This is a genomic window from Sphingobium sp. Cam5-1 (assembly GCF_015693305.1).
Classification (GTDB): Bacteria; Pseudomonadota; Alphaproteobacteria; order Sphingomonadales; family Sphingomonadaceae; genus Sphingobium.
In genome coordinates this window covers 806,475-832,567 of the sequence record NZ_CP065138.1, presented here as the reverse complement: position 1 = coordinate 832,567, position 26,093 = coordinate 806,475, and the positions used below count along the sequence as shown (strand labels likewise).

The window sequence follows — 26,093 nt, the reverse complement described above, 5'->3', positions numbered from 1 at the left end:
TCAGTCTCTCTTGTCTGAAGCCGCCGTCATGGGCGGGACGGTGCGGGGCTGGCGATCTTCACCGATCGCCACGAAGGTGAAGGTGGCACGGGTCACGCGGTAGGAGCGATCGTCATGGCGGGTGCGGCGCCATGCTTCGACATCGATCTTCATCGATGTACGGCCAACAGAGGCGAGCTTGGCGAAGACCGATACCTCGTCACCGACGACGACCGGGCGGAGGAAGGTCATGCCTTCGACCGCGATGGTCACGGCGCGGCCCTTGCTATGGCGGGCGGCGACGGAGCCTGCCGCCGAGTCCATGAGGCTCATCAGCCAGCCGCCGAAAATATCCCCATAGGGATTGGTGTCGGCGGGCATAGCTATGACGCGTACCGCCGGGCTTTCCTCCGGCGGCAGCTCGTCGGCGGCGCGCATCAGGCGAGCATACCGAGGGGGTTCTCGATCAGTTCGCGGAAGACCTGCATCAGGCGGGCGCCGTCCGCGCCGTCGATGGCGCGGTGGTCGAAGCTGCCGGTCGCCGACATGACGGTCGCGATCTGGAGCGAGTCATCGACGACGAACGGACGCTTTTCGCCCGCGCCGATCGCCATGATCATAGCCTGGGGCGGGTTGATGACGGCTTCGAACTGCTTGATGCCGAACATGCCCATGTTGGAGAGCGAGGCGGTGCCGCCCTGATATTCTTCAGGCTTAAGCTTGCCGTCCTTGGCGCGGGTGGCGAGGTCCTTCATCTCGTTCGAGATGGCGGCGACGCCCTTGCTGTCCGCGCCGGTCACGATCGGCGTGATGAGGCCGCCGGGGATCGATACCGCGACGGAGATGTCAGCGCGGCTGAATTGCAGCATCTGGTCGCCTGCAAACTGGACGTTGCATTCGGGCACCTGGATGAGGGCGACGCCGAGTGCCTTGATGAGGAGGTCGTTGACCGACAGCTTGACGTTGCGGCTGGCAAGACCGGCGTTGAGTTCGGTGCGCAGCTTCAGCAGCTTGTCGAGCTGAATGTCGACGGTGAGGTAGATGTGGGGGATCTGCTGCTTGGATTCGGTCAGGCGGCGGGCGATGGTCTTGCGCATGCCGCTGAGCTTGATGACTTCGTGCGGGATGCCGAAGTCCTGCGCGGCTGCGGTTGCGGTGGGCGCGGGGATCGGGGCTGCTGCGGTCGGAGCCGGGGCGGCCGTGGGAGCCTTGGCCGAAGCGCCTTCCAGATCGGCCTTTACGATGCGACCGTTGGGGCCGGTGCCGGAGAGATTTGCAAGGTCGATGCCTTTTTCCTCGGCGATGCGGCGCGCGAGGGGGCTGGCCTTTACGCGGTCGCCGGATTGGGCGGGCGCAGTCTCGGCTTTTTGCGCCGGAGCTTCTGCCTTGGCGGGCACGGGATCGGCCTTGGGCGCGGCGGCGGCTGGCTTGGCGGCAGGAGCGGCGTCGCCTTCGACTGCCTGGGCGAGGTCTTCGCCTTCTTCGGCGATGATGGCGATGACCGTGCCCACCTTCACGCCTTCGGAGCCTTCGGACACGAGGATCTTGGCGATCTTGCCTTCGTCCACGGCCTCAAATTCCATCGTAGCCTTGTCCGTCTCGATCTCGGCGAGCAGATCGCCCGACGACACGGTGTCGCCTTCCTTCACCAGCCATTTTGCCAGCGTCCCCTCTTCCATCGTGGGAGACAAGGCGGGCATCTGGATTTTCTTGCTCATGCGTGAAGGCCTCTCTTCTTTTCCCGGGCGAGCGGGTAAGCGTTGGAGGCCGTTTTGACCCTTTGGGCGGGAGGGTCAAGGGCGTGGCTTGCGCCTTGGGCGATAATCCGCCACATTTCACCAGACTGGTTCATAATTTACCAGATGGGTTCAGACAGAAAGGCAGCCGGAGACCAAGCTGCCCATTTCGGCGTGGGGTGCGGCAGCTATGCGGACTTATCTGGTTGTAGTGGACGAATCGCCGGAGGCCGAAACCGCGCTGCGTTTCGCGGCCCGGCGCGCGGCGAAGACGGCGGGGTCTATCCGTATTCTCGCGCTCGTGCCGCCAGCCGAGTTCGTACAGTGGGGCGGCGTGCAGGCGACGATGGAGGATGAGGCGCGGCAGCGGGCCGAGGCGCTCGTCACCAGCGCGGCGGGCACGCTGACCGAGGAGTCCGGCATTCGCCCGAGCATCACTGTGCGGCAGGGGGACGCGGTGGCGGTGGTGCGCGAGACGCTGGACGAAATGCCCGACGTCGCGGCATTGGTGCTGGGCGCGGCGGCGAGCGGGCATCCCGGCGCGCTGGTGTCGCACTTTGCGGGGGCGGATGCGGGCAAGCTGCCCTGCCCTATCATGGTTATTCCGGGTGGGTTAAGTGCTGAGGCGATTGATCGGTTGAGTTAGAGATCGGGGCTTGGACCTGCATGCTCTCAATTGGCGCCGCCTCCTATTTTCGTTCGCGCTGAGCCTGTCGACCCGAAGGGCGGCGATAGCCAACGGCTCTACTTCTTTAGAAAGAAGAGAGCTTCGACAGGCTCAGCCCGAACGGGGTTAGGTAGTTCAGTTAAAACGCGGTGATGGTTCAGTTAAGAGGCGTGATGCCAGGCTCAGCGGCGGTGCTTGCCGCGTTTTGCGCCCATGTGCCGGATGTTCGCGGGGCGGCCGCGTTTCGCGCCGGGACGTGTCCTGTCCTTCTTGAAGCTCGGCCGCTGCGGCGGGGCGTCGGGGAGTTCGAAGCGGAGGGAGCCGTTTATTGGGTCGGCTTCAGCAAGGCGTAGCTGGAGATGTTGGCCGACGGTGTAGCGGTCGCCGCTCTCGACGCCTTCCAGCGCACGGCCTGCTTCGTCGAAGAAGAAGCGTTCGTCACCCATGGTTGAGACGGGGACGAGGCCGTCGCCACCGAGTCCTTCAACAGTCGCGAAGAAGCCGAAATTTTGCACGCCCGTGATGCGCGCGTTGACCATTTCGCCAACATGAGCAGCGAGAAAGGCCGCGACATAGCGGTCGATCGTCTCCCGCTCCGCCTCCATCGCGCGGCGTTCATGCTGGCTGATCATCTCGCCGACGCGGCCCATATTTTCATGATCGTCGGCGCTGAGCGAGGTGCGGTCCGGCAGCGCGCCACCCTTGGGCGCGGGAAGTTCAAGCTTGTAGCCGCCGACGAGCGCGCGGTGGATCAGCAAGTCGGCGTAGCGGCGGATGGGTGAGGTAAAATGCGCATAAGAGCCGAGTGCCAGGCCGAAATGGCCCATGTTCGCGGGGCTGTAATAGGCCTGGGTCTGGCTGCGCAGGATCTGCTCCATGATCTGCGGCTTTTCCTCCGCCTCGCCGATGCGGTCGATCAGCCGGTTGAAGGTGGAGGGCTTGATGACCTGCCCCAGCGCGAAGTCGATGTCGAAGGTCGCGAGATAGTCCTTGAGCGCGACCAGCTTGTCACGGCTGGGCGGTTCGTGGACGCGGTACATGACAGGGGCCTTTTTGCCTTCGAGCGCCTTGGCGGCGGCGACATTGGCGGCGATCATATAGTCTTCGATCAGCATGTGCGCGTCGAGGCGTTCGCGCACGGCTACGCTGACGATCTTGCCATGCTCGTCGAGGACGACCCGGCGTTCGGGGAGGTCGAGGGCTAGCGGGCCGCGCTTGTCGCGGGCCTTGCGGAGGAGGTTCCAGCAGGCCCAGAGGGGTTTTAGGGCGGTTTCGAGGAGGTCCGGCTGATTTGGAGAGGTTTCGCCTTGCCCACCCCCGGCCCCTCCCGCCTGCGGGAGGGGAGATGCGCCGTCGATTGCGGCTTGCGCGTCTTCGTAGGCGAGGACGGCGGCTACGCGGATTATGGCGCGGGTGAAGCGCCAGGCGGTTACCTTGCCGGATGCGTCGATGGTTAGGTGGCAGGCCATGGCTGCGCGATCCTGCCCGGCGCGCAGCGAGCACATGTCCGACGATAGCTGGTGCGGTAGCATGGGGACGACCAGGTCAGGGAAATAGACGCTGTTGCCGCGCTTGCGGGCTTCCTTGTCGAGCGCGCTGCCGGGGCGGACATAGTAGCTGACGTCGGCGATGGCGACGATGGCGCGGTAGCCGCCGGGATTGGCGGGGTCTTCGTCAGGCGTGGCCCAGACGGCGTCGTCATGGTCGCGCGCATCGACGGGGTCGATCGCGACGATGGGCAGATGGCGCAGATCCTCGCGCTTGTCCTCATGCAGGGCGATGCCGGAGGCGGCGAGGGCCTCATCCTCCACCCGTTCGGGGAAGACATGCGGGATGCCATATTTGTGGATCGCGATGAGGCTGAAGCTGCGGGGGGCAAAGGGGTCGCCCAATATATCGGTCACGCGGGCGCTGATGCGCGGCGGGCGGCCTACGGGCTCGGCCAGGACCAGGTCGCCGGGATTGGCGCTGCCCACATCGCTGATCGGTGTGTCCTTGCGGATGCGCTTGTCGACTGGGCGTAGCCACAGCTTGCCGCCCTCCCCCGCTTCCACCACGCCAAGCAGTTCCTCGGCCGCCTTGGCGAGCTTTTTCATCGGATGGGCGACCCAGCCGCGCCCAGCCTCTTCCGTGCGGGCGAGGATGCGGTCGCCGATGGTCAGCGCACCTCGCTTGCCGCGTTCCATTACGCGCAGGCGGGGTGCGGGCTGGCCTTCGGCCTCCCACCGTTCCGGCGTGGCGATGAGGGTGGTGCCGTCGACATCGACGATGCGGAGGACGGTGACCTTTGGCACGCCGCCCATTTTGTGGAAGGCGCGCGCGGGGCCAATGTCGAGCAGCCCTTCGTCGGCCATGTCCTTCAGCAGCGCTTTCAGCGCGATCTTTTCCTGCCCCTTGAGGCCGAAGGCTTTGGCGATTTCCCGCTTGCCTGCGGGTTGATCGGATGAGGTGACGAATTCCATCACCTGATCGCGAGTGGGGAAGCCGGCGGGCCGGACTTTTTCGGGTTTCTTCTGCTTTCGGGTCGATGCCATGGATCAGCTATAGGGAAGGCCCGGGCAGCGTACCAGATGGCGGGGTGAATTTGGCAGCCTGAACGGTCAGAGGGTGATCGTCTTACAGAAAGGCATCCGCATTAAGGCTTCTTTTCCGACACCCCGGGCTCGACCCCGGGGTCCCGCTACCTATTCAGCGTCAGAAAGAAGCGGGACCCCGGAACAAGTCCGGCGTGACGCGTTAAAGTGGCGTACGGATGTGAAACACTACTCAACCAGATTGCGGGCTCGATCGCGCCAGACCTCGGCCAGGACGGGCATATTTGCCAGTGCCCGGACGGCTTCCGGTTCAACCTTGTGCCGCCCGCCGATCAGCAGGCGAAAGACGCGCGCTATGGGCCATTCAGGCAAAGGACGGTCGAGTAGTTCCATGCGCCCTTTCGCTTCCGCCTCCCCTTCGCGCAATACGCGGAAATAGAGGCCCGCGCGGCCGGTCTTCACGATGGTGGCCAATATGTCGCGTGAACCGAAGCGGTGGTCGAGCTTCCAGCAGGGTTGGCGTCCATGGCTGACCTCTACCAGCGCGCTGCCGAGGGAGAAGCGGTCGCCGAGGCAGATTTCCTCCTCCGTCATGCCCAGCGAGGCAATGTTTTCGCCGAAAGCGCCGGGGGACTGAAGCAGTGGGTGGTCGGGCTTTCGTTCGCGCCACCAGCTGTAATGATCCTGTGGGTAGAGGTGGATTGCCTTATCCCAACCCCCATGGTGGACAGGGTCGGCGACAGCATCCCCTTCAAACCCCTGCCATCCGATCCGGACGACGCCGTCCATAGGCCGTTTCGCGATGGCGCTATAGTCACCGTCGCGGAAGGGCATGGGCGTGCCGGTCAGCAATGCCTCGATGGTAAGATGTTCAGCCATTCCGCCCCTATGGCAGCGGCGCGGAAAATTGGCGAGAGGGGGTCAGGCGCGGCTTAGTTCCGACGCCAGTTTCAATACTTCACTGCCGCTGTCGGTCTGGACGAGATAGGCGGGGTTCTTTGCCGTTCCATTGCGGCGGATCAGCGCGCCCTCGATCGTCTTTTCAACATGGCGGTCGAACCGTTCGGCCACGCGCCCACGGCCTACGCCCTGCCCCCAATTCCACTTGACGCGCATACCCCTGCGGAAAGCTTCGGACATCTTAATCCTTCTCCTGCCGCGACAGCATTGCGGCGGTTCGATATGGTGATGACGACAAAAATCCCGGTTGCGGATGCGGTTCCCTTGGGTTTTTCGTTTGGCTGGGTTAAGGCGCGGCGGATGGACGTTACTGGCCTTCGCGTCGCGCTCTTCAGCGGCAATTACAATTATGTGCGTGATGGCGCGAACCAGGCGCTCAACCGCTTTGTGGGCTATTTGCTGCGTCAGGGTGCGGCCGTGCGCATCTATTCGCCGACCGTTGCGACACCCGCGTTCGAGCCGACCGGCGATCTGGTGAGCGCGCCTTCCCTGGCGATACCGGGGCGGAAGGAATATCGCGTACCCTATCGCATGTCGGGGCATGTCCGGCGCGACCTGAAGCGGTTTCGGCCCAATCTGGTGCATGTATCGAGTCCTGATCCATTGGGGCACCGGGCGGTGACATGGGCGAGGAACAGCGGGCTTCCGGCGGTGGCCTCGGTCCATACGCGATTTGAGACCTATCCGCGCTATTATGGGCTGGCCTTTCTGGAACCTGTGATCGAATCGATGCTGCGGCGATTTTATCGGCGTTGCGATGCTATCGTCGCTCCTTCGGAGTCCATGGCGCAGCTGCTGCGCGAACAGCGCATGAGCTATGATGTCGGCATCTGGACGCGGGGGATTGACCGGGACATCTTCAATCCGGGACGTCGCGACATGGCGTGGCGGCAATCGCTGGGGATCGAAAATGATGAGCCGGTGATCGGATTCATCGGTCGTCTGGTGATGGAAAAGGGGCTGGACGTCTTTTCCGATGCGATCGACCAGCTGAAGATGCGTCATGTGCGGCACAAGGTGCTGATCATCGGCGAAGGCCCGGCGCGGGAGTGGTTCCAGAACCGGCTGCCGGACGCTGTTTTCACCGGGTTTCAGAAGGGTGATGAGCTTGGCCGGGCGGTCGCCAGCATGGACATGCTGTTCAATCCATCGATCACCGAGACGTTCGGCAATGTGACGCTGGAGGCGATGGCTTGCGCCCTTCCCACGGTGGCGGCGCGGGCGACGGGTAGCGAAAGCCTGGTTACCGAGGGCGTTACTGGCCGCCTGATCCGTCCGGGGGCGATCGGGGCCTTTGCCGATGCGTTGGCGAGCTATTGCACAAATCCCGACGCGCGGGCCGATGCCGGGGCAGCCGCGATGGCGGAGGCGGAGCGATATGGGTGGGATCAGGTGAACCAGGCGCTGGTCGATACCTATGTCCGGGTGATCCGCCAGCGGATGCAGGGCGCGCGGTTGCCCTCCAGCCCGGTTCCTTAAATCGCGCACTTTCCCTATATCGGGGTAATGGCTGATCTTTTTGCTTCCGATGCCGTGAACGAGCCCGGTGACGCCGGGGAGAATGCGCCGCTGGCCGACCGCCTGCGGCCGCGTACTTTGGCCGATGTCGTGGGGCAGGAGCATCTGACCGGGCCGGAAGGCGCGATCGGGCGAATGGTGGCGGCTGGGCGGCTTTCGTCCATCATCCTGTGGGGACCTCCGGGTACGGGCAAGACGACGATCGCGCGGCTGCTGGCCGACGCGGTGGATATGCGGTTCGAGCCGATCTCCGCAGTGTTTTCGGGCGTGGCCGACCTCAAGAAGGTCTTTGCGGCGGCTAAGGAGCATGCGCGGCGCGGGGACAAGACTTTGTTGTTCGTGGACGAGATCCACCGCTTCAACCGGGCGCAGCAGGACAGTTTCCTGCCCTTTGTCGAGGATGGGACCGTGACGCTGGTGGGGGCGACCACGGAGAATCCCAGTTTCGAATTGAACGCGGCGTTGATGTCGCGAGCGCAGGTGCTGATCCTGCATCGGCTGGATGCGGCCGCGCTGGAGCTGTTGCTGGAGCGGGCGGAGGGGATCACGCAGCGACCTTTGCCGCTAACGGCGGCCGCACGGGACGCGTTGCTGGCGAGTGCGGATGGCGATGGGCGGTTCCTGCTCAATCAGGTCGAGACGTTGTATTCGATCGATATTGGGGAGCCGCTTGATCCGGCTGGGCTGTCCGCGCTGCTGCATCGGCGCATGGCGGTCTATGACAAGGATCGGGAGGGGCATTACAACCTGATCTCGGCGCTGCACAAGGCGCTGCGCGGATCGGACCCGCAGGCGGCGCTCTATTATCTGGCGCGGATGCTGACGGCGGGGGAGCAGCCGCTTTATGTGCTGCGGCGGCTGGTGCGGTTCGCGAGCGAGGATATTGGCTTGGCGGACCCTCAGGCATTGGTGCAGTGCCTTGCGGCCAAGGACAGCTATGACTTTTTGGGAAGTCCGGAGGGAGAACTCGCGATCGTGCAGGCGTGCCTCTATTGCGCGACGGCTCCGAAATCGAATGCGGCCTATGCGGCGATGAAGGCGGCGTGGAAGTCGGCGCGGGATACCGGGTCGCTGATGCCGCCGAAGAATATCCTGAACGCCCCTACCCAGCTGATGAAGACCATCGGCTATGGCAAGGGCTATCAATATGATCATAACAGCGCTGAGGGCTTTTCCGGCGACAATTACTGGCCCGAGGAGATGGAGCCGCAGACCTTCTTCGCGCCGACCGATCGCGGGTTTGAGGCGCGGATAGCCGAGCGCATGGCCTATTGGGACAAGCTGCGGGCCGAGCGCGGCGGAGGCGAATGACGCCGCGCTTCGCCCGCTATGCTGCGATCGACTGGTCAGGCGCGAAGGGTGTGCGGCATAAGGGGATAGCGGTGGCGCTGTGCGAGCGTGGTGACGCCGTGCCCCGGCTTATCCATCCGAAAGACGGCGGCTTTTGGTCCCGCGCGGCGGTGGCGGAGTGGTTGATCGCCGCGGCTGCGGAGGCGCCGACGCTGTTCGGTTTCGATTTCAGCTTTGCGCCGCCCTTTGTGGCGCGGGAGGCGTATCTGCCGGGCGATGAGGTGCCAGTGACGGGGCCTGAATTCTGGGCCTATGTCGATAGTGTCTGCGATGATCCCGATCTGGGCGCGGGAAGCCTGCTACACGTCACGCACCGCCGCCATTTCTACTTCGGCAAGGCGGACGGAGTGAAAGCCGACTTCATGCACAACCGGGTGTGCGAAGCCCATTATAATGCGGGCGGCGGGGGCAAGCCGTCCACCGTCTACGACGCGATCGGCGCGGCGCAGGTGGCGAAGGCGAGCTTTGCGGGGATGCGCCTGCTCCATCATGTGCGGGATCAAGTTCCCGTCTGGCCATTCGACCCGGCACCACGCGACGGGTCGCTGGTGGTGGAGATTTATACCAGCATCGCGGCGCGGGCGGCGGGGCGGCCCAAGGGGCGGACGAAGATGCGGGACCTGGGCGCTTTGGACGATGCGCTATCCACGCTCGGCTCTCAGCCCTATGAGGGATTGCCGCCGGATGATCATGGCGCGGACGCGATCGTGACCGCCGCATGGATGCGCAACGTCGCGCCAAGGCCGAGCCTCTGGACCCCACCCGCGCTCAATCCGCATATTGCCGCAACGGAGGGCTGGACGTTCGGTGTCATCTGATAGTAAGGCGCTTTTCCGTCCAAACGACGTGCCGGCTTAGCTCAGTTGGTAGAGCACCTGATTTGTAATCAGGGGGTCAGGGGTTCGAACCCTCTAGCCGGCACCATCGCTCTTGCAGGACGGGCTTCTACAGATCGGTGAGACCTACGTGCGCGGTTTATCCCGTGGCACTTCCACCGTCTTTATCCCAGTGTCGAGTGAGCCATATTTCGGCGTGGAATCGGGGCCGGGTTTGGGGCCGCTGTCCCTGGGGCCTCGGTCTCCTCCGCCCCCACCGCCACTGGATGCGGCGATTGCTTCGGAGCTTAGCGAAGTGGATAAAAGGATGGTCATGGCAGGCGGGACCGTTGCCGCGAACCGGCCGCAGGTCTTCAGAAAATTGCGTCTGTCCTCCGTTACCGACGAATTCAGCTGGTCATCCATGATGCGATCCTTCTCTATCCTCCTCATAGAGTACAGAAGAGCCGCGCCGATGGATTGGCAATAAAGAGACATAGACTTTAGGATAATGGGAAACGGCGCAGGCAGCCCAAAAGCAAAATGGGGGCCGACATTGCTGTCGGTCCCCACTTCCGTCGTGTCCCGGATCCGCTTCCCTTTCAGGATGCGATCATCGGACTCGGCGCGCGATGCTTCTACCGCGAAGGTTTGGCATCGTGTCTGCTCCGGCTGTCCGGCTATTCGCCATATTCCGCAGCCGTCTTCAAAATTCCACGTCCGACGTTCGCTTTCGCGCGTGCATGACCGGTCTTTAGAAGACCATCAGTTTCCATTCGAACCTTGCAGTTCCAATTTCAGCCTGATGACCGAAACGTCAGTCAAATCTTTGATATGATCGCCGATTTGATGATCCGGATTTCTCCGTTTCTTCTTCCGTTTCGATAGGTCGAAGGTCTCACCAAATGTGAGTCGTTCAAAGCGGAATCTGACGGTTCAGCGACAGTCCCTGTCTAAAGCTGTGGATAAGTGTGGATATTTTTTTCGCGCCGGTCAGCGGCCCTTCCACACGCCCGGGCGCTTCTCGACGAAGGCGGTCATGCCCTCTACCCGGTCTTCCGTGGCGGTGAGCAGCTGGAACAGACGCCTTTCGGTAAGCAGCCCCTGACCCAGCATGGTTTCGAAGGCGAGGTTCACCATCTCCTTGTTCACCATGGTCGCCATGGGCGGCATGGAAGCAATGGCCGCAGCGGTCTTGAGCGCGTCATCCACCAGCTCCGCCGCCGGTACGATGCGTGACACCAGGCCCGTACGCTCGGCTTCTTCCGCGCCCATCATGCGGCCGGTGAGGCACATTTCCATCGCCTTCGCCTTGCCGACCGCCTTGGTCAGGCGCTGCGACCCGCCCATGCCCGGCGCGACGCCAAGCTTGATTTCCGGCTGACCGAATTTGGCGGTATCGGCAGCGATGATGAAGTCGGCCATCATGGCCAGTTCACAGCCGCCGCCCAGCGCAAAGCCCGCGACAGCGGCGATCCACGGTTTGCGCGTCGCCACCACATGTTTTTGCCAGCCGGAGAAGAAGTCCTCCAGGAAGAAGTCTGCGGCTTCCTTGCTGACCATTTCCTTGATGTCGGCGCCTGCGGCGAAGGCCTTTTCGCTGCCGGTCAGGACCAGGCACAGTTGCGAAGGATCAGCGTCATAGGCCGCGAAAGCGGCGCTGAGATCCGCCAACACCTGCGTGTTGAGCGCGTTCAGCGCCTGCGGACGGTTCAGCGTGACCAGCGTCACCGCTTCGCGCTGTTCGACCAAAATCGTTTCGAAGCTCATCGTCATCTTCCTTCAAATCTGCGGTGCAGCGGGGCAGCAAGAGCCACCGCCGATCACCGTCCCATATGCATGAAGTCGCGGTCGTAGCTGCGCATATGCGCGCCACCGTCAACATAAAGCGTCTGCCCGGTGACGGCGCTCGCCTGCGCCAGATAGAGGACCGCCTCCGCAATCTGCTCCGCCAACGGCAAGCGGCCGAGCGGCATGGCCGATTGGAGCCGTTCCATCTGCGCTTCATCATAATCGGGCGTTGCGATGGTGAGGCCGGGCGCGACTGCGTTGACCCGGATATGTGGAGCGAGGCTGGCGGCGGAAAGGCGGGTCAGCCCCGCCAGCGCCGACTTCGACAAGGTATAGGCCAGCTGATCGGCGTGCGGATGATCGATCCGCTGATCAAGGATATTGATGATGCACCGATCCGCCACCCCGGCCGGGATGGTTGCGAAGGATTTTGTGAGCAACGCGGGCGCGGCGCAATTGACGGCATAATGCCGCATGAGATCGTCGGCGGAGACATTATCCAGCCGGTCCTGACCGAAGATCGCGGCGCTATTCACCAATATATCGGGCGGACGGCCGAAACGTTCGGCGACCTTGGCAACCAGTTCCTCGGCGCTTTCAGGATCAGAGAAATCGGCGGTAAAGCCGTCCCATTCGGTGCCATTTTCATCGAGGGTCAGGGCAAGCGCCGAGTCCAACCGCGTGTCATGGCTGCCGTGAATAGCGAGGGAATAGCCGACGCGTGCGAACCCGGCGGCAATGACGCCACCCAGCCGCCTGTGGCCGCCGGTGATAAGCGCCAACCGCTTGTTCGCCAGCGGAAGCGGTCCTTCGGCCTGCCCGCGCGCGCCGCCGAGCGGGCGGTATGCGGGTGTTTCCTTGTCGTTCACGATTCGATGAGCTTCAGCACTTCCTCGCGACTTTTTTCGTCCTCGCGGAATACGCCGAGCATGCGGCTGGTCTTCATCAGGACATTGGGCGTACGAACGCCCCGCCCGGTCATGCAACCGTGCGTCGCCTCGATCACCACGGCCACGCCCTGGGGCTTTAGATGTTCCCAGATGCAGTTCGCAACTTCAGCTGTCAGCCGTTCCTGAACCTGAAGGCGGTTTGCGAAAGCGTGCAGCACGCGCGCCAGCTTGGAAATGCCGACCACATATTTGCCGGGCAGATAGGCGATGTGCGCGCGGCCGATGATCGGCGCCATATGATGTTCGCAATGCGACTGGAACGGAATGTCCTTCAGCAGCACGATGTCGTCATAGCCGCCCACTTCATGGAAGATGCGCGACAGATGAAAAGCCGGATCGTCGCCATAACCACGGCAATATTCCCGCCACGCACGCGCGACGCGTTCGGGGGTTTCCAGCAACCCCTCGCGTTCAGGATTGTCGCCGGACCAGCGGATCAAAGTGCGGATCGCCTCCGCCACTTTCGCGGGTACAACTTCCTTAATCGCTTCGCCTACAGCCTCGGCATCGGGATCATAGTCCATGGATGGCACTACTCCTCATTATCTTTGTTCAGGGCGCATATGGCGGCTATGTTTGCGGAACGCCAGCCCCCTTTACCGGGACTATGGACAGGGGTCATGCCGGGTGGCACATCAACGCGCATCACAAGAAGCCGATCCGATAAGCATGGCCGTCCCGTCGCCCTTCCCCCACCCATGGCATCAAGGCTGAGGCGTGCGGACTGAACGTATCGCAGCCGTGTTGCTGGCCGCGGGGACGTCGTCGCGCTTTGGCGAGGCGGACAAGTTAATGGCTGACCTCAATGGCAAGCCGGTCGTTGCCCATACGCTGGAGGCCGTTGCCTCCCTCGCCTTCGCAGAACTGGTGGCGGTGACGCGGCCCATCGCCGATGCTCCCGATATCCATCGGAAACTGGAGAGGCGTGGTTACAGCATATTGGTCAATGACAAGCCTGAAGAGGGGCTGGCGAGCAGTATCGTGCTGGCCGTGAGCCATGTCATGCCGATCAGGCAATGTCGGGGCATTCTCATCTGCCTTGCCGACATGCCGTACGTCCCGCAGTCGCATTATAACCGGATATGCCTGGCGGCGGAGGATGTGCGGTCGGTGGTGGCGAGTACGGACGGCTTTTCTTCCTCGCCGCCCGCCTTCATCGGACGAAAGCATTTTCCCGAGTTGCTGACCCTGCGCGGTGATCAGGGCGCTAGGGCATTGTTAAGCCGAGGGCTTCAAATCGAAGCGATGAGCAGTTCGTTGGTCGATATCGACACGCCGGACGACCTGCCGCAGGGATAGCCGTTCAGCTCGACCGGGTCGGGTCGGTCATCGGGTCGTCCATCTCCCGCACATCGGGCATCCTGCCGATCGGCAGCGAGCCGGTCTGCCTTTCCAGCATGCGGTGAACGACTGGCGGATGAGGTCCGCTGTGCAACGCTGCAAGAGCGTCGGAATTGGCGGTATCGGCCATGGTCCGGCGGCTGTTGTGGCGGACATAGTCCAGCCAGGTGGAGACATGATAACGCTCGACCCATAATTCGGGGTCGGCAAGGTCCCTGAGCAGAGACCAGCCATGCGCGCCGTCGCGCCGGCGAATGCGGCGGCGCTCGCTCATCGCGGTGAGGAACGGCACGACGGAGCCTGCCGGGATGCGATATTCGATGGTGATGACAACCGGCCCGCTGCGTGGCTCGATGGGCACCGAGGTTTGCGGTTCCTGCCAGCGGTTCAGAAGGTCGAGATTTTCATCGCCGGTCTGGGATAGCGGCAGGAAAAGGCCGACCATCGCCGCCGCGAACTGCACCCCGGCGGCGACGTGGAGTGACGTCACCACGCCCATATGTTCCGCCAGCCAGCCGAACAGCCAGGCGCCCAGTGCCATGCCGCCAAACGCCGTCATCTGGTAAAGGGCGACGGCGCGCGCCAGCACCCATCGGGGGGCCGACATCTGGACCGAGACGTTGAAGGTCGACAGCGCGATAACCCAGCCTGCGCCGCAGAGCAGGAGCCCTGCTATGGTCACAAGCAGCCAGCCGGTGGAAGCCGTGATCGCGGTGCCTATTGCCAGCGCAAGGGCGGCCGTGCGAACGATGGTTTCGATCGCGAAGCGGCGGCGGAGCCTGCCTGACGAGAGCGCGCCCAGGACTGCGCCGATGCCGAACGCCCCGCTCAGGATGCCGAAGGTAAGGGCGTCGCCATTCAACAGGTCCCGCGCCACCAGAGGCATGAGGGCGGACACCGCGCTCGCTCCGATGCCGAAAGCTCCTGCGCGCAGGAGGACGAGCTGGATCTTGGGCGACATGGCGACATAGCGCGCGCCTGCCCTCATCGCGAGGCCGAGGCGTTCGCGCGGCAGGAGTTTCGGCCCGCGTTCGGGCTGCCAGCGGAGGAGCACTATGGTCAGGGCGATGTAGCTTAGCGCATTGGTGAGGAAGGCGGCGGCTGCGCCTGCGGCTGCGACGATGATGCCGCCGAGTGCGGGACCGACACTGCGCGCAAGGTTGAAGCCCATGCTGTTGAGCGCGACGGCGCTGGGCAGCTGGGAACGCGGGACCATGTCGCCGACCGATGCTTGCCACGCCGGGCCGTTGATGGCGGTGGCGCAGCCGACGAGAAAGGTGAAGGCGAGCAGCGACCAAGGCGTGAGTAGCCCTGCCCAAGCGAATAGCGCGAGCGATGCGGACACCAGCAGCATCGACAGCTGGCAGGCGAGCATGACAAGGCGACGGTCGAGATTATCCGCGACCGCGCCTGCCCAAAGGGAGAGCAGCATGATCGGCAAGGTGGTCGATGCGGGCACCAGTGCGACGAGCATGGGGGAGCCAGACAGCGAGGTCATTATCCACGCCGCGCCGACCGATTGGATCAACCCGCCGAAGTTGGACGCGAGGCTGGCGAACCATACCGCGCGGAAGATGGGGATGGCGAAGGGCGATGGCGCTGGAGGAGAATCTGCCTCTGACACGAAAAATGCATGAACCCGAAAACGATTGGAGCGTCAAACGCGGAAGGTAGGAAAGCAGTTCAATGTTAAAGCGAATAGACTTGCACTTTACGTAAACGTAAATACATTTGCGGCGCGCCGGACGCCAAGCGGAGAGGAATGACAGAGCAATGGAAGCCTTTATCTACGATGCCGTGAGGACGCCCCGAGGCCGGGGCAAGCCGGACGGGTCGTTGCATGAAATCACCCCTATCCAGCTGGCGACGCAGGTGTTGCAGGCGGTGCGGGACCGCAATGCCATCGACACGGCGGACGTGGACGATGTGATCCTTGGCTGCGTCACGCCGATCGGTGAGCAAGGCGGTGACATCGCCCGCGCCGCCGTGCTGAACGCCGATTATGCGCAGACCGTGCCGGGGGTGCAGATCAACCGCTTCTGCGCGTCGGGACTGGAGGCGGTGAACATGGCGGCGGCGAAGGTCTATGCGGGGGAAGCGGGCCTGGCGATCGGCGGCGGTGTTGAATCGATGAGCCGGGTGCCGATGTCGTCGGACGGCGGCGCGATCGCGATGGACCCGGCGGTCGCCTACAAAACCTATTTCGCGCCACAGGGCATTGGCGCTGACGTGATCGCGACCAAGTTCGGCATTAGCCGCGACGACGCCGACGCTTATGCGGTGGAAAGCCAGCGGCGGGCGAAGGCGGCGTGGGACGAAGGGCGGTTTGCCAAATCGATCATTCCTGTGCGTGATGTGATCGGCCAAGTCGCGCTGGACCATGACGAGCATATGCGGCCCGACGCGACGATGCAGTCGCTCGCCGCGCTGAAACCGAGCTTTGCGGCGCTGGGCGAGGAGATGCCGGGCTTCGACGCAATCGCGCTGCTCAAATATCCCGAGTTGGAGCGGGTCAACCATGTCCATCATGCGGGCAACAGCAGCGGCATCGTCGATGGTGCGGCGGCGGTGCTGGTCGGCAACAAGGAGATGGGCGAGAAATACGGCCTGAAACCCCGCGCCCGGATCAAGGCGATGGCGTCGATCGGCTCTGAACCGTTGATCATGCTGACAGGGCCTGAGTTCGTGGCGGGGAAACTGCTCAATCGGGCGGGGATGAGCAGCCATGACATCGACCTGTGGGAGCTGAACGAGGCCTTTGCGAGCGTGGTGCTGCGCTACATGCAGGCGATGGACCTCGACCATGACAAGATCAACGTGAATGGCGGTGCGATTGCCATGGGCCACCCGCTGGGTGCGACGGGCGCGATGGTGTTGGGCACGGCGCTGGATGAACTGGAGCGGTCTGGCAAGGGCACGGCGCTGGTGAACCTGTGCGTCGGTGCGGGGATGGGGACTGGAATTATTATCGAGCGGGTTTGAGCGAGATTGTTCCCCCTCCCGCTTGCGGGAGGGGGTTAGGGGGTGGGCAGGTCCAGGCGCAAGGATAGCGCGGACACCCCCACCCCAACCCCTCCCTTAAAGGGGAGAGGCTTTAGGGAGCCAATTATGCAGACCATCAATTTTGACATCGATGCGGACGGTATCGCTACGCTGACCATCGACGTGCCCGGCCAGTCGATGAATGTCATCGGCCCCGACTTCCTGACCGATCTGGATGAAGCGATCACGCGGATCGGGTCGGAGGATGCGATCAAGGGCGCGGTCATTGCTTCGGGCAAGGACAGCGGGTTCATGGCGGGCATGGACCTGAAATATTTCGGATCGATGCTGGCAAGCGGCGCGGGCAAGCGCCCTGCCCCGGCCGAGATTTTCGACAAGCTGTTCGTATTGAACCAGCTGTTCCGGAGGCTGGAGACATGCGGTAAGCCGGTTGCGTGCGCGATCGAGGGGACTTGCGTCGGTGGCGGGTTCGAGCTGGCGCTGGCGTGCCATCGGCGCGTGGTGGGCGACAGTCCCAAGACGCAGCTTGGCCTGCCTGAAATCCTGATCGGCCTTTTTCCTGGCGGTGGCGGATCGCAGCGTTTGCCGCGCCTGATCGGGGTGCAGGCAGCGCTGATGTATATGTTGCAGGGCAAACTGTTGCGGCCAGCCGAAGCGGCGATGCTGAAGGCGGTCGATGAAGTCGTGCCACAGGGCACGGCGGTCGCTAAGGCGAAGGCGTGGGTTAAGGCGAATCCGTCTGCCAGCGCGCAGCCGTGGGATGTAAAGGGCTTCAAGTTCCCCGGTGGCGCGGGGGCTTTCAACCCCGGCTTCGTGCAGACGATGGTCGGCGCGGTGCCGATGACATTGAAGCAGACGCAGCGCAACATGAATGCGCCGGTCGCTTTGTTGTCGGCGGTTTATGAAGGCGCTCTGCTGCCCTTCGACCGGGCGATCCGGGTCGAGAGCAAATATTTCGCCAAGGTCGCGGCCGAGCCGCAGGCGGCGAACATGATCCGAAGCCTGTTCGTGAACAAGAATGCCGCCGAACGCGGCGCGCGACGGCCGAAGGATCAGCCCAAGGCGCCGACGAAGAAGCTCGCCATGCTGGGCGCGGGCATGATGGGCGCGGGGATTGCGACGGTGGCGGCGCAGGCGGGCCTTGAGGTGATGCTGTTCGATCGGGACCTGGCCTATGCGGAAAAGGGCAAGGCGCATGTCGAGGACGTGCTGAAGAAGCGCCTGGGCCGTGGCATGACGCCCGAGAAGATGGCCGAGACGCTAGCGCGCGTGACGCCGACGACTGACTATGCGGCGCTTGCCGGAGCTGACTTCGTCATTGAGGCGGTGTTCGAAGATGTGGCGATCAAGGCCGAGGTCACGAAGAAGGTCGAGGAGGTTTTAGGGCCTGATGTGATCTTCGGATCCAACACATCGACCCTGCCGATCACCAAGCTGGCCAAGGCGTGGAGCAAGCCCGCCAATTTCATCGGCATCCATTTCTTTTCGCCGGTCGAGAAAATGCCGCTGGTCGAGATCATCCTGGGTAAGGAAACCGGCCCGGCGGCCATCGCCAAGGCGCTGGATTTCGTCAGCCAGATCAAGAAGACGCCGATCGTCGTCAATGACTCGCGCGGCTTCTATACCTCGCGCTGTTTCGGCACCTATGTGCAGGAAGGCGTGGAGATGGTGGCCGAGGGGATCAACCCGGCGCTCATTGAAAATGCCGGGCGGCAGCTGGGCATGCCGGTCGGGCCTTTGGCAGTCGGCGACGAGGTGTCCATCGAGCTTGGCCACAAGATCGTCGTCGCGGCTCAGAAGGAATTGGGGGACGCTTATGTGGCGCAGCCGTCCGATGCAGTAATGGCGCGCATGGTCGAGATGGGGCGGCTGGGCCGCAAGAGCGCGAAGGGCTGGTATGATTATCCTGAGGGCGGCAAGAAGCATCTGTGGGCTGGGTTGGATGACATGTTCCCGCGCGCGGCGGTGCAGCCTGATGTGGAGGAAGTGAAGGAACGGCTGCTTTATCGGCAGTTGGTTGAATGCGCCCGCTGCTATGAGGAAGGCGTGCTGGAGACAGTGGAGGACGGCGACCTCGGCGCGATATTCGGCTGGGGCTTTGCGCCTTGGACGGGTGGGCCGTTTTCCCACATGGATACGGTCGGGATCGGCCATGTGGTGGCCGTGCTGGAGCGGCTGGCGGCGCGGCATGGGGATCGCTTTGCGCCGACCGTGCAGTTGCAGGACATGGCGGCTAGCGGGGCGACTTTCTATGATGCGGGGGTGAAGGCTGCGGCGGCTTGAGGGCTGAAGCTGATGGTTTAGGTTCCTCTCCCCCGTTCGGGCTGAGCCTGTCGAAGCCTTCTCCTACTAAGAAGAAAAGTCCTTCGACAGGCTCAGCCCGAACGGGGGTTGGGTGGGGGTAAGCCGTGCCCCCGGTCGCGGCGTTCGTCCAGATGATCTCGCAGCGCAACACGGAAGGCTGTTAATCGTTCGGACAGTGGGTTAGGTCTCGCCCGACATTTTCGGGAGACATGCCTTTTATGAGCGAAAAGCCGACGGTTCTGGTCACGGGTGGTGCCGGGTATATTGGCAGCCATGCAGTGCTGGCGCTGCGCGACGCAGGTTATGGCGTCGTCGTGATCGACAATCTGGTAACGGGTTTTCGTTGGGCGGTGCCGGACGATGTGGCCTTCGTAGAAGGCGACATTGCCGATCAGCCACTGGTGCAGAAGGCGCTGCGCGATCATGACGTCAAGGCGATCATGCATTTCGCAGGCTCCGTCGTGGTGCCGGAATCCGTCGAGAACCCGCTCAAATATTATCACAATAACAGCGCGAAGACCCGTGACCTGATCGAGAGCGCTGTGACGGTCGGCGTGCCGCATTTCATCTTTTCCTCCACCGCCGCGACCTATGGGATTCCAGAAGAAAGCCCGGTCAAGGAAACGACGCCGCAGCGGCCGATCAATCCCTATGGCATGTCCAAGCTGATGACCGAATATATGCTGCGTGATGTCAGCGCGGCACATGCGATGAACTTCTGCGCGCTGCGATATTTCAACGTCGCGGGCGCCGATCCGCAGGGGCGGACGGGTCAGTCGACGGCTGGCGCGACGCACCTTATCAAGGTGGCGGTTGAGGCGGCGCTGGGCAAGCGGGAGTTTGTGTCGGTGTTCGGGACGGATTTCGATACGCCGGATGGGACGGGTGTCCGCGACTATATCCATGTCACCGATCTGGCGGCGGCGCATGTGCTGGCGTTGGACGCGCTGATGGCGAAGCCCGAACAGAATTATCTGCTCAATTGCGGCTATGGGCGCGGTTTTTCGGTGCTGGAAGTGTTGGATGCGATCGATCGGGTGACGAACATCAAGATCGAACGGCGGATGGAGGGGCGGCGCGCGGGCGATCCGGACTCGCTGATCTCCGACAATCGGGCGATCATGGCGGAATTTCCGTGGCAGCCGCGCTATGCCGATCTGGATCAGATCGTCACGCATGCGCTGGCGTGGGAGCGCAAACTGACGGACATAAGGGGCAATCGCGATGCCCACTGAGCATCTTTTCGTTGATGGGGGTCTGGCGGCGGCCGACATGGCGCGGCGGATCACGGTCGTATTGAACGACGCCATTGAGGCGCGGGGCGTGGCGACCATTGCCCTCTCTGGCGGACGGTCTCCCCGGCCGGTGCTGGAGGCGCTTTCGGCGGCGGCGCTGGAGTGGGACAAGGTCGTCGTGACGCTGGTCGATGAGCGATGGGTGGCGCCCGATCATGCGGACAGCAATGAACGGCTGGTTCGCGAGACGCTGTTGCAGGGCGCAGCGGCGAAGGCGCGGTTCGTTGGCATGAAGAATGACGCGGCGGATGCCTATGCCGGACAGGCGGCGTGTGAGGCGGCGCTGGCGGATCTGCCCTGGCCGCTCGACATCGTGCTGCTGGGGATGGGCGAGGATGGGCATACGGCTTCGCTGTTCCCGGAGGCGAAGGAGCTGGCGGAGGGGCTGGCTGCGAGCGCGCTGACGCTGGCCGTGACGCCGCCTGCCGCGCCGCATCAGCGCATGTCCTTGAGCGCGAAGGCCATCCTGAAGAGCCGGCATATCTTCTTGCAGATCGGCGGGGCGGCGAAGAAGGCGATTTATGACCGGGCGCTGGCGGGCGGGCCGATCGAGGAACTGCCGATCCGGGTGGCGCTGTGCCAGCATGGCGTGTCGGTCGAGGTCTGGATTTCGGAGTGAGGCGCGCATGATTGCGCAGATCGATCCTTTTCACGCCATCGCCATTGGGGTGGAGGCGCACCGGCTGGAGGCCGAGGGGCGGTCGATCCTGCATATGGAGTTCGGCCAGCCTTCGACCGGCGCGCCTGCTGCTGCGATTGCCGAGGCGCATCGGGTGCTGGACAGTGATCCGATGGGCTATTGGGAAAGCCCGGCTCTAAAGGAGCGGATCGCGTTGCTGTACCGGGAACGATATGGCGTTGCGGTGGCGGCGGAGCAGATATTGCTGACCTGTGGGGCCTCGCCCGGCTTGGTGCTGGCGCTCAGTTGCCTGTTCGCGCCGGGCGCGCGGGTGGCGACGGCGCGGCCGGGCTATGTGGCTTATCGCAATACGATGCGGGCAATGTATCTGAAGCCGGTCGAGGTCGACTGCGGGCCTGCCGAGCGATACCAGATCAGTGCGGCGGCTCTGGAGGCGATAGAGCCCGCGCCCGATGGGGTGATCATCGCGAGTCCGGCAAATCCCACCGGCACGATCATCCCTGCCGACGAGATGGCGCGAATCGCGGAGGTTTGTGCGCGGCGCGGGATCAGGATCGTGTCGGACGAGATTTATCACGGCCTCTCCTATGGCGAGGCGGCGCATTCGATGCTGGAGTTCGCGCCGGATACGGTAGTCGTGAACAGCTTTTCGAAATATTTCTCGATGGCCGGGTGGCGGCTTGGCTGGGTGGTGTTTCCGCCAGCGCTGGTCGAAGCGGCGCGGGCGCGGATGGGGAATTTGTTCCTGACACCCCCTTCCCTCGCCCAGCATGCGGGGTTGAAGGCGTTCGACTGCTTCGACGAGCTTGAGGGGCATGTCGCGAATTATCGGCGGAATCGGGAGTTGCTGCTGGCGGCGCTGCCCGCGCTCGGCCTCAAGGAAATCGCGCCGCCCGATGGGGCCTTCTACATCTATGCCGATGTCGGGCATTTGACGGATGACAGCTTGGCTTTTTGCCGGAAGCTGCTGGAGGAGACCGGCGTAGCGACGGCGCCGGGGGTTGATTTTGATCCGGTGGATGGGCACCGGCATATCCGCATCAGCTTTGCCGTTTCTACGGATCGGGTGGAGGAAGCAATCCGGCGGTTGGTGCCGTGGTTTGCGGCGCAGCGGCGGCGGGTTTAGTTTTTTCCACGGGAGGATTGTTGGAGTCCCTTGGCGCGTCAGATGGAAGTGCGCTGGAGTAGCCATGATCCCGCTGCCCCTTCACGACATCCATGCGGCTCCGCATGAATATTTTTCGCGCAGAGCTCGCAGAGGCGCAGAGAAAGAAAGAGCAGGAACGCAAATACTACTCTGCGCCTCTGCGGGCTCTGCGCGATACAGAATCTCGCTGCGCGGGCCGGACATGGGTGTTTGATCCATTATGAACCGAACTCCGGCCGATTAACTAGAGTTGTCATCTTTTTACGCTAGGGAAGCCCCGCGACCCGAGGCTTTTACCTGGTAAAAGTCCCCCTTGGCCCGGCGGCTTCGTGCTGCCGGGTCTTTCTTTTTCTCGATGGGGGATGGTCCGGCTGAGCGGAGCGAAGTCGAACCCGCGCGATGGGTTGGGGGGCGGCATCGCGCAAACAAAGATGGTGCGGGCGGTCGGAATCGAACCGACACTCCTTTCGGAACCGGATTTTGAGTCCGGCGCGTCTACCAGTTTCACCACGCCCGCGTGCATGGCTGCTCGCGCCAAATGGCAAAATCAGTTGCCAGCGTCCAGACAAAAATCAGCCGGGGTGCACGATAAGGCTACCCGGCGGTTGCAGGGGCGACTGCGCGCCGATAGCCTGCTTGCGTAACGAAACCGGACCGCTATAGGACCGTTTCGTGCAGACCTGAAAAATTCCTCCCAACGGAAAAGGGCATCCTTTGACCGATCCGTCTGCCACGTTCCTGCTTTTCGGTGCCACCGGCGATCTGGCGCACCGCATGATTTTTCCGTCCCTCTACAATCTGCTTAGCGACGGGCTGCTGCCCGACGACTTCATGATCGTGGCGTCGGGCCGCACGGAGATGGATGACGAGGCGTTTCGCGCCGACATCGACAAGGCGCTGCGAAAGTTCGTCGGCGCCGATCGCTATGATGCGGAAGTCGCGGCGCGGCTGAAAGCGATGATCGCTTATCAGCCGGTCGAGGCGGGGAAGCCGGAGCAATTCAAGAAGCTGGCGAAGCGGCTAGACGGACGCGCGGAGCGCGGGCTGTCGGTCTATCTGTCGACGCCCCCTTCCCTTTTCGCGCCCACGGCGCAGGGGCTGGCGGACGCGGGCCTCATCACGCCGACGACGCGGATCGCGATGGAAAAGCCGATCGGCAAGGACCTCGCCTCCTCAAAGGAGGTGAATAACGGCATCGGCGCGCTGTTCGACGAAAGCCAGATTTTCCGGGTCGACCATTATCTGGGCAAGGAGACGGTGCAGAACCTGCTCGCCCTGCGTTTTGGCAATGTGATGTTCGAGCCGTTGTGGAACGCCACGGCGATCGACCATGTGCAGATCACGGTGGGCGAGACGGTGGGGCTGGAAGGCCGGGTGTCCTATTATGACGGCGTCGGCGCGCTGCGTGACATGGTGCAGAACCATGTGCTGCAAATCCTGTCGATCATCGCGATGGAGCCTCCTGCCCGTATGGACCCGACCGCCGTGCGCGATGAAAAGGTGAAGGTGCTGCGGTCGCTGCGGCCCATGACGGCGGAGTCGGTGAAGGCCAACAGTGTGCGCGGGCAATATACGCCGGGCGCGGTCGGTGGCGAGATCGTCACCGGATATTCCGACGAACTGGGCAAGCCTTCCGACACGGAAACCTTCGTGGCGCTAAAAGCCCATATCGACAATTGGCGCTGGCAGGGCGTGCCCTTCTACCTGCGCACGGGCAAGCGGATGCCGACCCGGCAATCGGAAATCCAGATCCAGTTCAAGCCGGTGCGCCATTCCATATTTGGCCGCGCCGGTGGACTGGAACCCAATACCCTTATCATCCGGCTTCAGCCCGACGAATATATCCGCCTGTTGATCATGAGCAAAAGGCCGGGGCTGGAGCGCGACGTCCATCTGGAGGAGGTGACGTTGGACGTGTCGCTGACCGCCGCCTTTGCCGGGCAGCGGCGGCGGATTGCCTATGAACGGTTGATCCTGGATCTGCTGGCAGGCGACCAGACTTTGTTCGTGCGCCGGGACGAGGTCGAGGCGCAATGGACATGGATCGATTCCATCATCGACGGCTGGCAGGAAGCGGGGGTGAAACCATCGCCCTATGCTTCGGGGAACTGGGGGCCGTCTTCGGCCATTGCCCTGATAGAACGAGACGGAGCCAGCTGGCATGACTGACCTTCATCCGGTGATCGCCAAGGTCACCGAACGCATCGTGAAGCGGAGCGCGCCGCGCCGCCGCCAATATCTGGACCTGATCGAGCGGGGCCGCGACGCCGGGACCAATCGCGCGCAACTGTCCTGCGGCAATTTGGCGCATGGCTTTGCCGCGAGCGGCGAGGACAAGCCGGTGATCCGCACGGGCAGCGCCATGAATATCGGCATCGTCACTGCCTATAACGACATGCTGTCCGCGCATCAGCCCTATGGCCGCTATCCCGAAGCGATCAAGATCGCGGCGCGCGAGGTCGGGGCGACGGCGCAGGTAGCGGGCGGCGTGCCCGCCATGTGCGACGGCGTGACGCAGGGACAGGCGGGCATGGACCTGTCGCTCTTTTCCCGCGACACGATCGCGCTGGCGACCGCGATCGCGCTGAGCCATGCGATGTTCGAGGGCGCGGCGCTGCTGGGCATATGCGACAAGATCGTGCCGGGACTGCTGATCGGGGCGCTGCGTTTCGGGCATCTGCCGACGATCCTGATTCCCGCAGGGCCGATGCCATCGGGCCTCGCCAACAAGGAAAAGGTGCGCATCCGCCAGCTTTATACTGAGGGCAAGGTCGGCAAGGATGAGCTGCTGGAATCGGAAAGCGCCAGCTATCATGGCGCGGGGACCTGCACATTCTACGGCACGGCCAACAGCAACCAGATGATGATGGAAGTGATGGGGCTGCACATGCCCTGCGCGTCCTTCGTCAATCCGGGCACGAAGCTGCGCAGCGAACTGACGCGGGCGGCGGTGCATCGGTTGGCGAGCATCGGCTGGGACGGCGATGATTATCGGCCGCTCGGCCTTTGCATCGATGAGAAGGCGATCGTCAACGCGATCATCGGCCTGATGGCTACCGGTGGATCGACCAACCATGCGATCCATGTGCCAGCGATAGCGCGGGCGGCAGGGATCAGCGTCGATTGGACTGACTTTGCGGAGATTTCCGACGTGGTGCCGCTGCTGGCGCGGGTCTATCCCAATGGCGCGGGCGATGTGAATAATTTCCACATGGCTGGCGGCATGTCTTTCGTCATCCGCGAACTGCTGGACAACGGCCTGCTACACCGGGACATCATGACGGTCGCTCGGGCCGACCTGACCGATTATGGCAAGGAGCCGGTGCTGGAGGATGAAGCGCTGCAATGGCGCGACGTTCCGGTATCGCGCGATGACGCCATCCTGCGGCCGGTATCCAGTGCGTTCAGCCCTGATGGCGGCATGCGCCTGCTGGCGGGCAATCTGGGCCGCTGCGTCATGAAAGTGAGCGCGGTCGAGAAGGAACGCTGGACCATCGAGGCTCCGGCGGCCGTATTCCACGATCAGGATGATGTGCTGCGCGCCTTCAAGGCGGGTGAGTTGGAACGCGACGTTGTAGTCGTGGTCCGATTCCAGGGACCGCGCGCGAACGGGATGCCGGAATTGCACAAGCTGACCCCGGCGCTGGGCGTTTTGCAGGATCGCGGGTTTCGCGTGGCGCTGCTGACGGACGGGCGCATGTCGGGGGCTTCGGGGAAGGTGCCTGCTGCTATTCACCTGTCGCCTGAAGCTTTGGGCGGCGGGCCGATCGCCAAGCTGCGCGATGGCGACATGGTGCGGGTGTGCGCCGACAAGGGCATAATCGAAGCGCTGGTCGACGCGGCGGAGTGGGAAGCGCGGGACATGCCCGTCCCGCCGCCCCCGCCCTATGACACGGGCCGTGAGCTGTTTGCGCTGTTCCGCCATCATAGCGATCTGGCGGAACAGGGCGCTTCGCCGGTGCTGGCGGCAATGGAAAGTGAACTTTGACTAGCCGTCATCCCAGCGCAAGCTGGGATCTCGTGAGGCTGGGCCGTGCCCTCTCGCCCGAGATGCCAGCGTTCG

General features: G+C 63.3%; 21 protein-coding genes and 2 tRNA genes. 13 read left to right on the top strand and 10 right to left on the bottom strand.

The window, feature by feature from the left end; all coding sequences use genetic code 11:
• Both IZV00_RS04210 and IZV00_RS04205 read right to left on the bottom strand, forming a co-directional pair.
• Positions 1–417 (bottom strand): acyl-CoA thioesterase, encoded by a 417-nt coding sequence (locus IZV00_RS04210; RefSeq protein WP_196225918.1) that lies wholly within the window; start codon positions 415–417, stop codon positions 1–3.
• Positions 417–1,697, bottom strand: coding sequence for a pyruvate dehydrogenase complex dihydrolipoamide acetyltransferase (locus tag IZV00_RS04205; protein WP_196225917.1), 1,281 nt, complete (start codon positions 1,695–1,697; stop codon positions 417–419). The genes IZV00_RS04210 and IZV00_RS04205 overlap by 1 nt, the downstream gene beginning before the upstream one ends.
• Positions 1,698–1,905: 208 nt before the next feature.
• Here IZV00_RS04205 and IZV00_RS04200 point away from each other — a divergent pair, with 208 nt between their 5' ends.
• Positions 1,906–2,361, top strand: coding sequence for a universal stress protein (locus tag IZV00_RS04200; RefSeq protein ID WP_097092817.1), 456 nt, complete (start codon positions 1,906–1,908; stop codon positions 2,359–2,361).
• 203 nt (positions 2,362–2,564) lie between these two features.
• Here the strand turns inward: IZV00_RS04200 and rnr are convergent, their stop codons facing one another.
• From rnr to IZV00_RS04185, 3 genes are all read right to left on the bottom strand, one after another.
• Positions 2,565–4,916, bottom strand: coding sequence for a ribonuclease R (gene rnr, locus IZV00_RS04195; protein WP_196225916.1), 2,352 nt, complete (start codon positions 4,914–4,916; stop codon positions 2,565–2,567).
• A gap of 228 nt (positions 4,917–5,144) precedes the next feature.
• On the bottom strand, positions 5,145–5,795 hold the full coding sequence (locus IZV00_RS04190) for an MOSC domain-containing protein (protein ID WP_196225915.1): 651 nt from the start codon (positions 5,793–5,795) through the stop codon (positions 5,145–5,147).
• Between the two features lie 42 nt (positions 5,796–5,837).
• On the bottom strand, positions 5,838–6,056 hold the full coding sequence (locus IZV00_RS04185) for a DUF2945 domain-containing protein (protein WP_196225914.1): 219 nt from the start codon (positions 6,054–6,056) through the stop codon (positions 5,838–5,840).
• Positions 6,057–6,176: 120 nt separating this feature from the next.
• On the opposite strand from IZV00_RS04185, the gene IZV00_RS04180 reads away from it, so the two are divergent.
• From IZV00_RS04180 to IZV00_RS04165, 4 genes are all read left to right on the top strand, one after another.
• Complete coding sequence (locus IZV00_RS04180; RefSeq protein WP_196226499.1) at positions 6,177–7,355, top strand: glycosyltransferase family 4 protein; 1,179 nt, start codon at positions 6,177–6,179, stop codon at positions 7,353–7,355.
• Positions 7,356–7,382: 27 nt separating this feature from the next.
• Positions 7,383–8,705, top strand: coding sequence for a replication-associated recombination protein A (locus IZV00_RS04175; RefSeq protein WP_196225913.1), 1,323 nt, complete (start codon positions 7,383–7,385; stop codon positions 8,703–8,705).
• Positions 8,702–9,562, top strand: a complete 861-nt coding sequence (locus IZV00_RS04170) for a hypothetical protein (protein WP_196225912.1) — start codon at positions 8,702–8,704, stop codon at positions 9,560–9,562. The genes IZV00_RS04175 and IZV00_RS04170 overlap by 4 nt, the downstream gene beginning before the upstream one ends.
• 30 nt (positions 9,563–9,592) lie before the next feature.
• Positions 9,593–9,668, top strand: a tRNA-Thr gene (locus tag IZV00_RS04165).
• 884 nt (positions 9,669–10,552) lie between these two features.
• Here IZV00_RS04165 and IZV00_RS04160 read toward each other — a convergent pair.
• The 3 genes from IZV00_RS04160 to folE are packed head-to-tail and all read right to left on the bottom strand — an operon-like array spanning position 10,553 to position 12,824.
• Positions 10,553–11,329 (bottom strand): enoyl-CoA hydratase-related protein, encoded by a 777-nt coding sequence (locus IZV00_RS04160; protein ID WP_196225911.1) that lies wholly within the window; start codon positions 11,327–11,329, stop codon positions 10,553–10,555.
• 53 nt (positions 11,330–11,382) lie between these two features.
• Positions 11,383–12,219, bottom strand: coding sequence for an SDR family oxidoreductase (locus IZV00_RS04155; protein WP_196225910.1), 837 nt, complete (start codon positions 12,217–12,219; stop codon positions 11,383–11,385).
• A complete protein-coding gene (gene folE / locus IZV00_RS04150; RefSeq protein ID WP_196225909.1) occupies positions 12,216–12,824 on the bottom strand; it encodes a GTP cyclohydrolase I FolE in 609 nt (202 codons plus the stop codon). Before folE ends, IZV00_RS04155 begins: the two co-directional genes overlap by 4 nt.
• A gap of 193 nt (positions 12,825–13,017) precedes the next feature.
• Here folE and IZV00_RS04145 point away from each other — a divergent pair, with 193 nt between their 5' ends.
• Positions 13,018–13,599, top strand: coding sequence for a nucleotidyltransferase family protein (locus IZV00_RS04145; RefSeq protein WP_196225908.1), 582 nt, complete (start codon positions 13,018–13,020; stop codon positions 13,597–13,599).
• Positions 13,600–13,603: 4 nt separating this feature from the next.
• Here IZV00_RS04145 and IZV00_RS04140 read toward each other — a convergent pair whose 3' ends face one another.
• Positions 13,604–15,265 carry an MFS transporter gene (locus IZV00_RS04140; RefSeq protein ID WP_196225907.1) on the bottom strand — a complete coding sequence of 554 codons (1,662 nt, stop codon included), beginning with the start codon at positions 15,263–15,265 and terminating at the stop codon, positions 13,604–13,606.
• Positions 15,266–15,414: 149 nt separating this feature from the next.
• Between IZV00_RS04140 and IZV00_RS04135 the strand changes: the two genes are divergently transcribed.
• The 5 genes from IZV00_RS04135 to IZV00_RS04115 all read left to right on the top strand — a co-directional run bounded on the left by IZV00_RS04135 (position 15,415) and on the right by IZV00_RS04115 (position 22,009).
• Positions 15,415–16,623, top strand: a complete 1,209-nt coding sequence (locus IZV00_RS04135; protein WP_196225906.1) for an acetyl-CoA C-acetyltransferase — start codon at positions 15,415–15,417, stop codon at positions 16,621–16,623.
• A gap of 126 nt (positions 16,624–16,749) precedes the next feature.
• Positions 16,750–18,927 carry a 3-hydroxyacyl-CoA dehydrogenase NAD-binding domain-containing protein gene (locus tag IZV00_RS04130; RefSeq protein ID WP_196225905.1) on the top strand — a complete coding sequence of 726 codons (2,178 nt, stop codon included), beginning with the start codon at positions 16,750–16,752 and terminating at the stop codon, positions 18,925–18,927.
• A gap of 239 nt (positions 18,928–19,166) precedes the next feature.
• On the top strand, positions 19,167–20,183 hold the full coding sequence (galE, locus tag IZV00_RS04125; protein ID WP_196225904.1) for a UDP-glucose 4-epimerase GalE: 1,017 nt from the start codon (positions 19,167–19,169) through the stop codon (positions 20,181–20,183).
• Positions 20,173–20,862 carry a 6-phosphogluconolactonase gene (gene pgl, locus IZV00_RS04120; protein ID WP_196225903.1) on the top strand — a complete coding sequence of 230 codons (690 nt, stop codon included), beginning with the start codon at positions 20,173–20,175 and terminating at the stop codon, positions 20,860–20,862. Before galE ends, pgl begins: the two co-directional genes overlap by 11 nt.
• A 7-nt stretch (positions 20,863–20,869) precedes the next feature.
• Positions 20,870–22,009 (top strand): aminotransferase class I/II-fold pyridoxal phosphate-dependent enzyme, encoded by a 1,140-nt coding sequence (locus IZV00_RS04115; RefSeq protein WP_196225902.1) that lies wholly within the window; start codon positions 20,870–20,872, stop codon positions 22,007–22,009.
• A gap of 453 nt (positions 22,010–22,462) precedes the next feature.
• On the opposite strand, the gene IZV00_RS04110 is transcribed toward IZV00_RS04115, so the two are convergent.
• Positions 22,463–22,547 (bottom strand) — tRNA-Leu (locus tag IZV00_RS04110).
• A gap of 197 nt (positions 22,548–22,744) precedes the next feature.
• Here IZV00_RS04110 and zwf point away from each other — a divergent pair.
• Together zwf and edd are read left to right on the top strand one after the other, a co-directional pair.
• Positions 22,745–24,199, top strand: coding sequence for a glucose-6-phosphate dehydrogenase (gene zwf, locus IZV00_RS04105; RefSeq protein WP_196225901.1), 1,455 nt, complete (start codon positions 22,745–22,747; stop codon positions 24,197–24,199).
• Complete coding sequence (gene edd / locus IZV00_RS04100; protein WP_196225900.1) at positions 24,192–26,018, top strand: phosphogluconate dehydratase; 1,827 nt, start codon at positions 24,192–24,194, stop codon at positions 26,016–26,018. The genes zwf and edd overlap by 8 nt, the downstream gene beginning before the upstream one ends.
• The last annotated feature ends 75 nt before the right edge of the window (positions 26,019–26,093 follow it).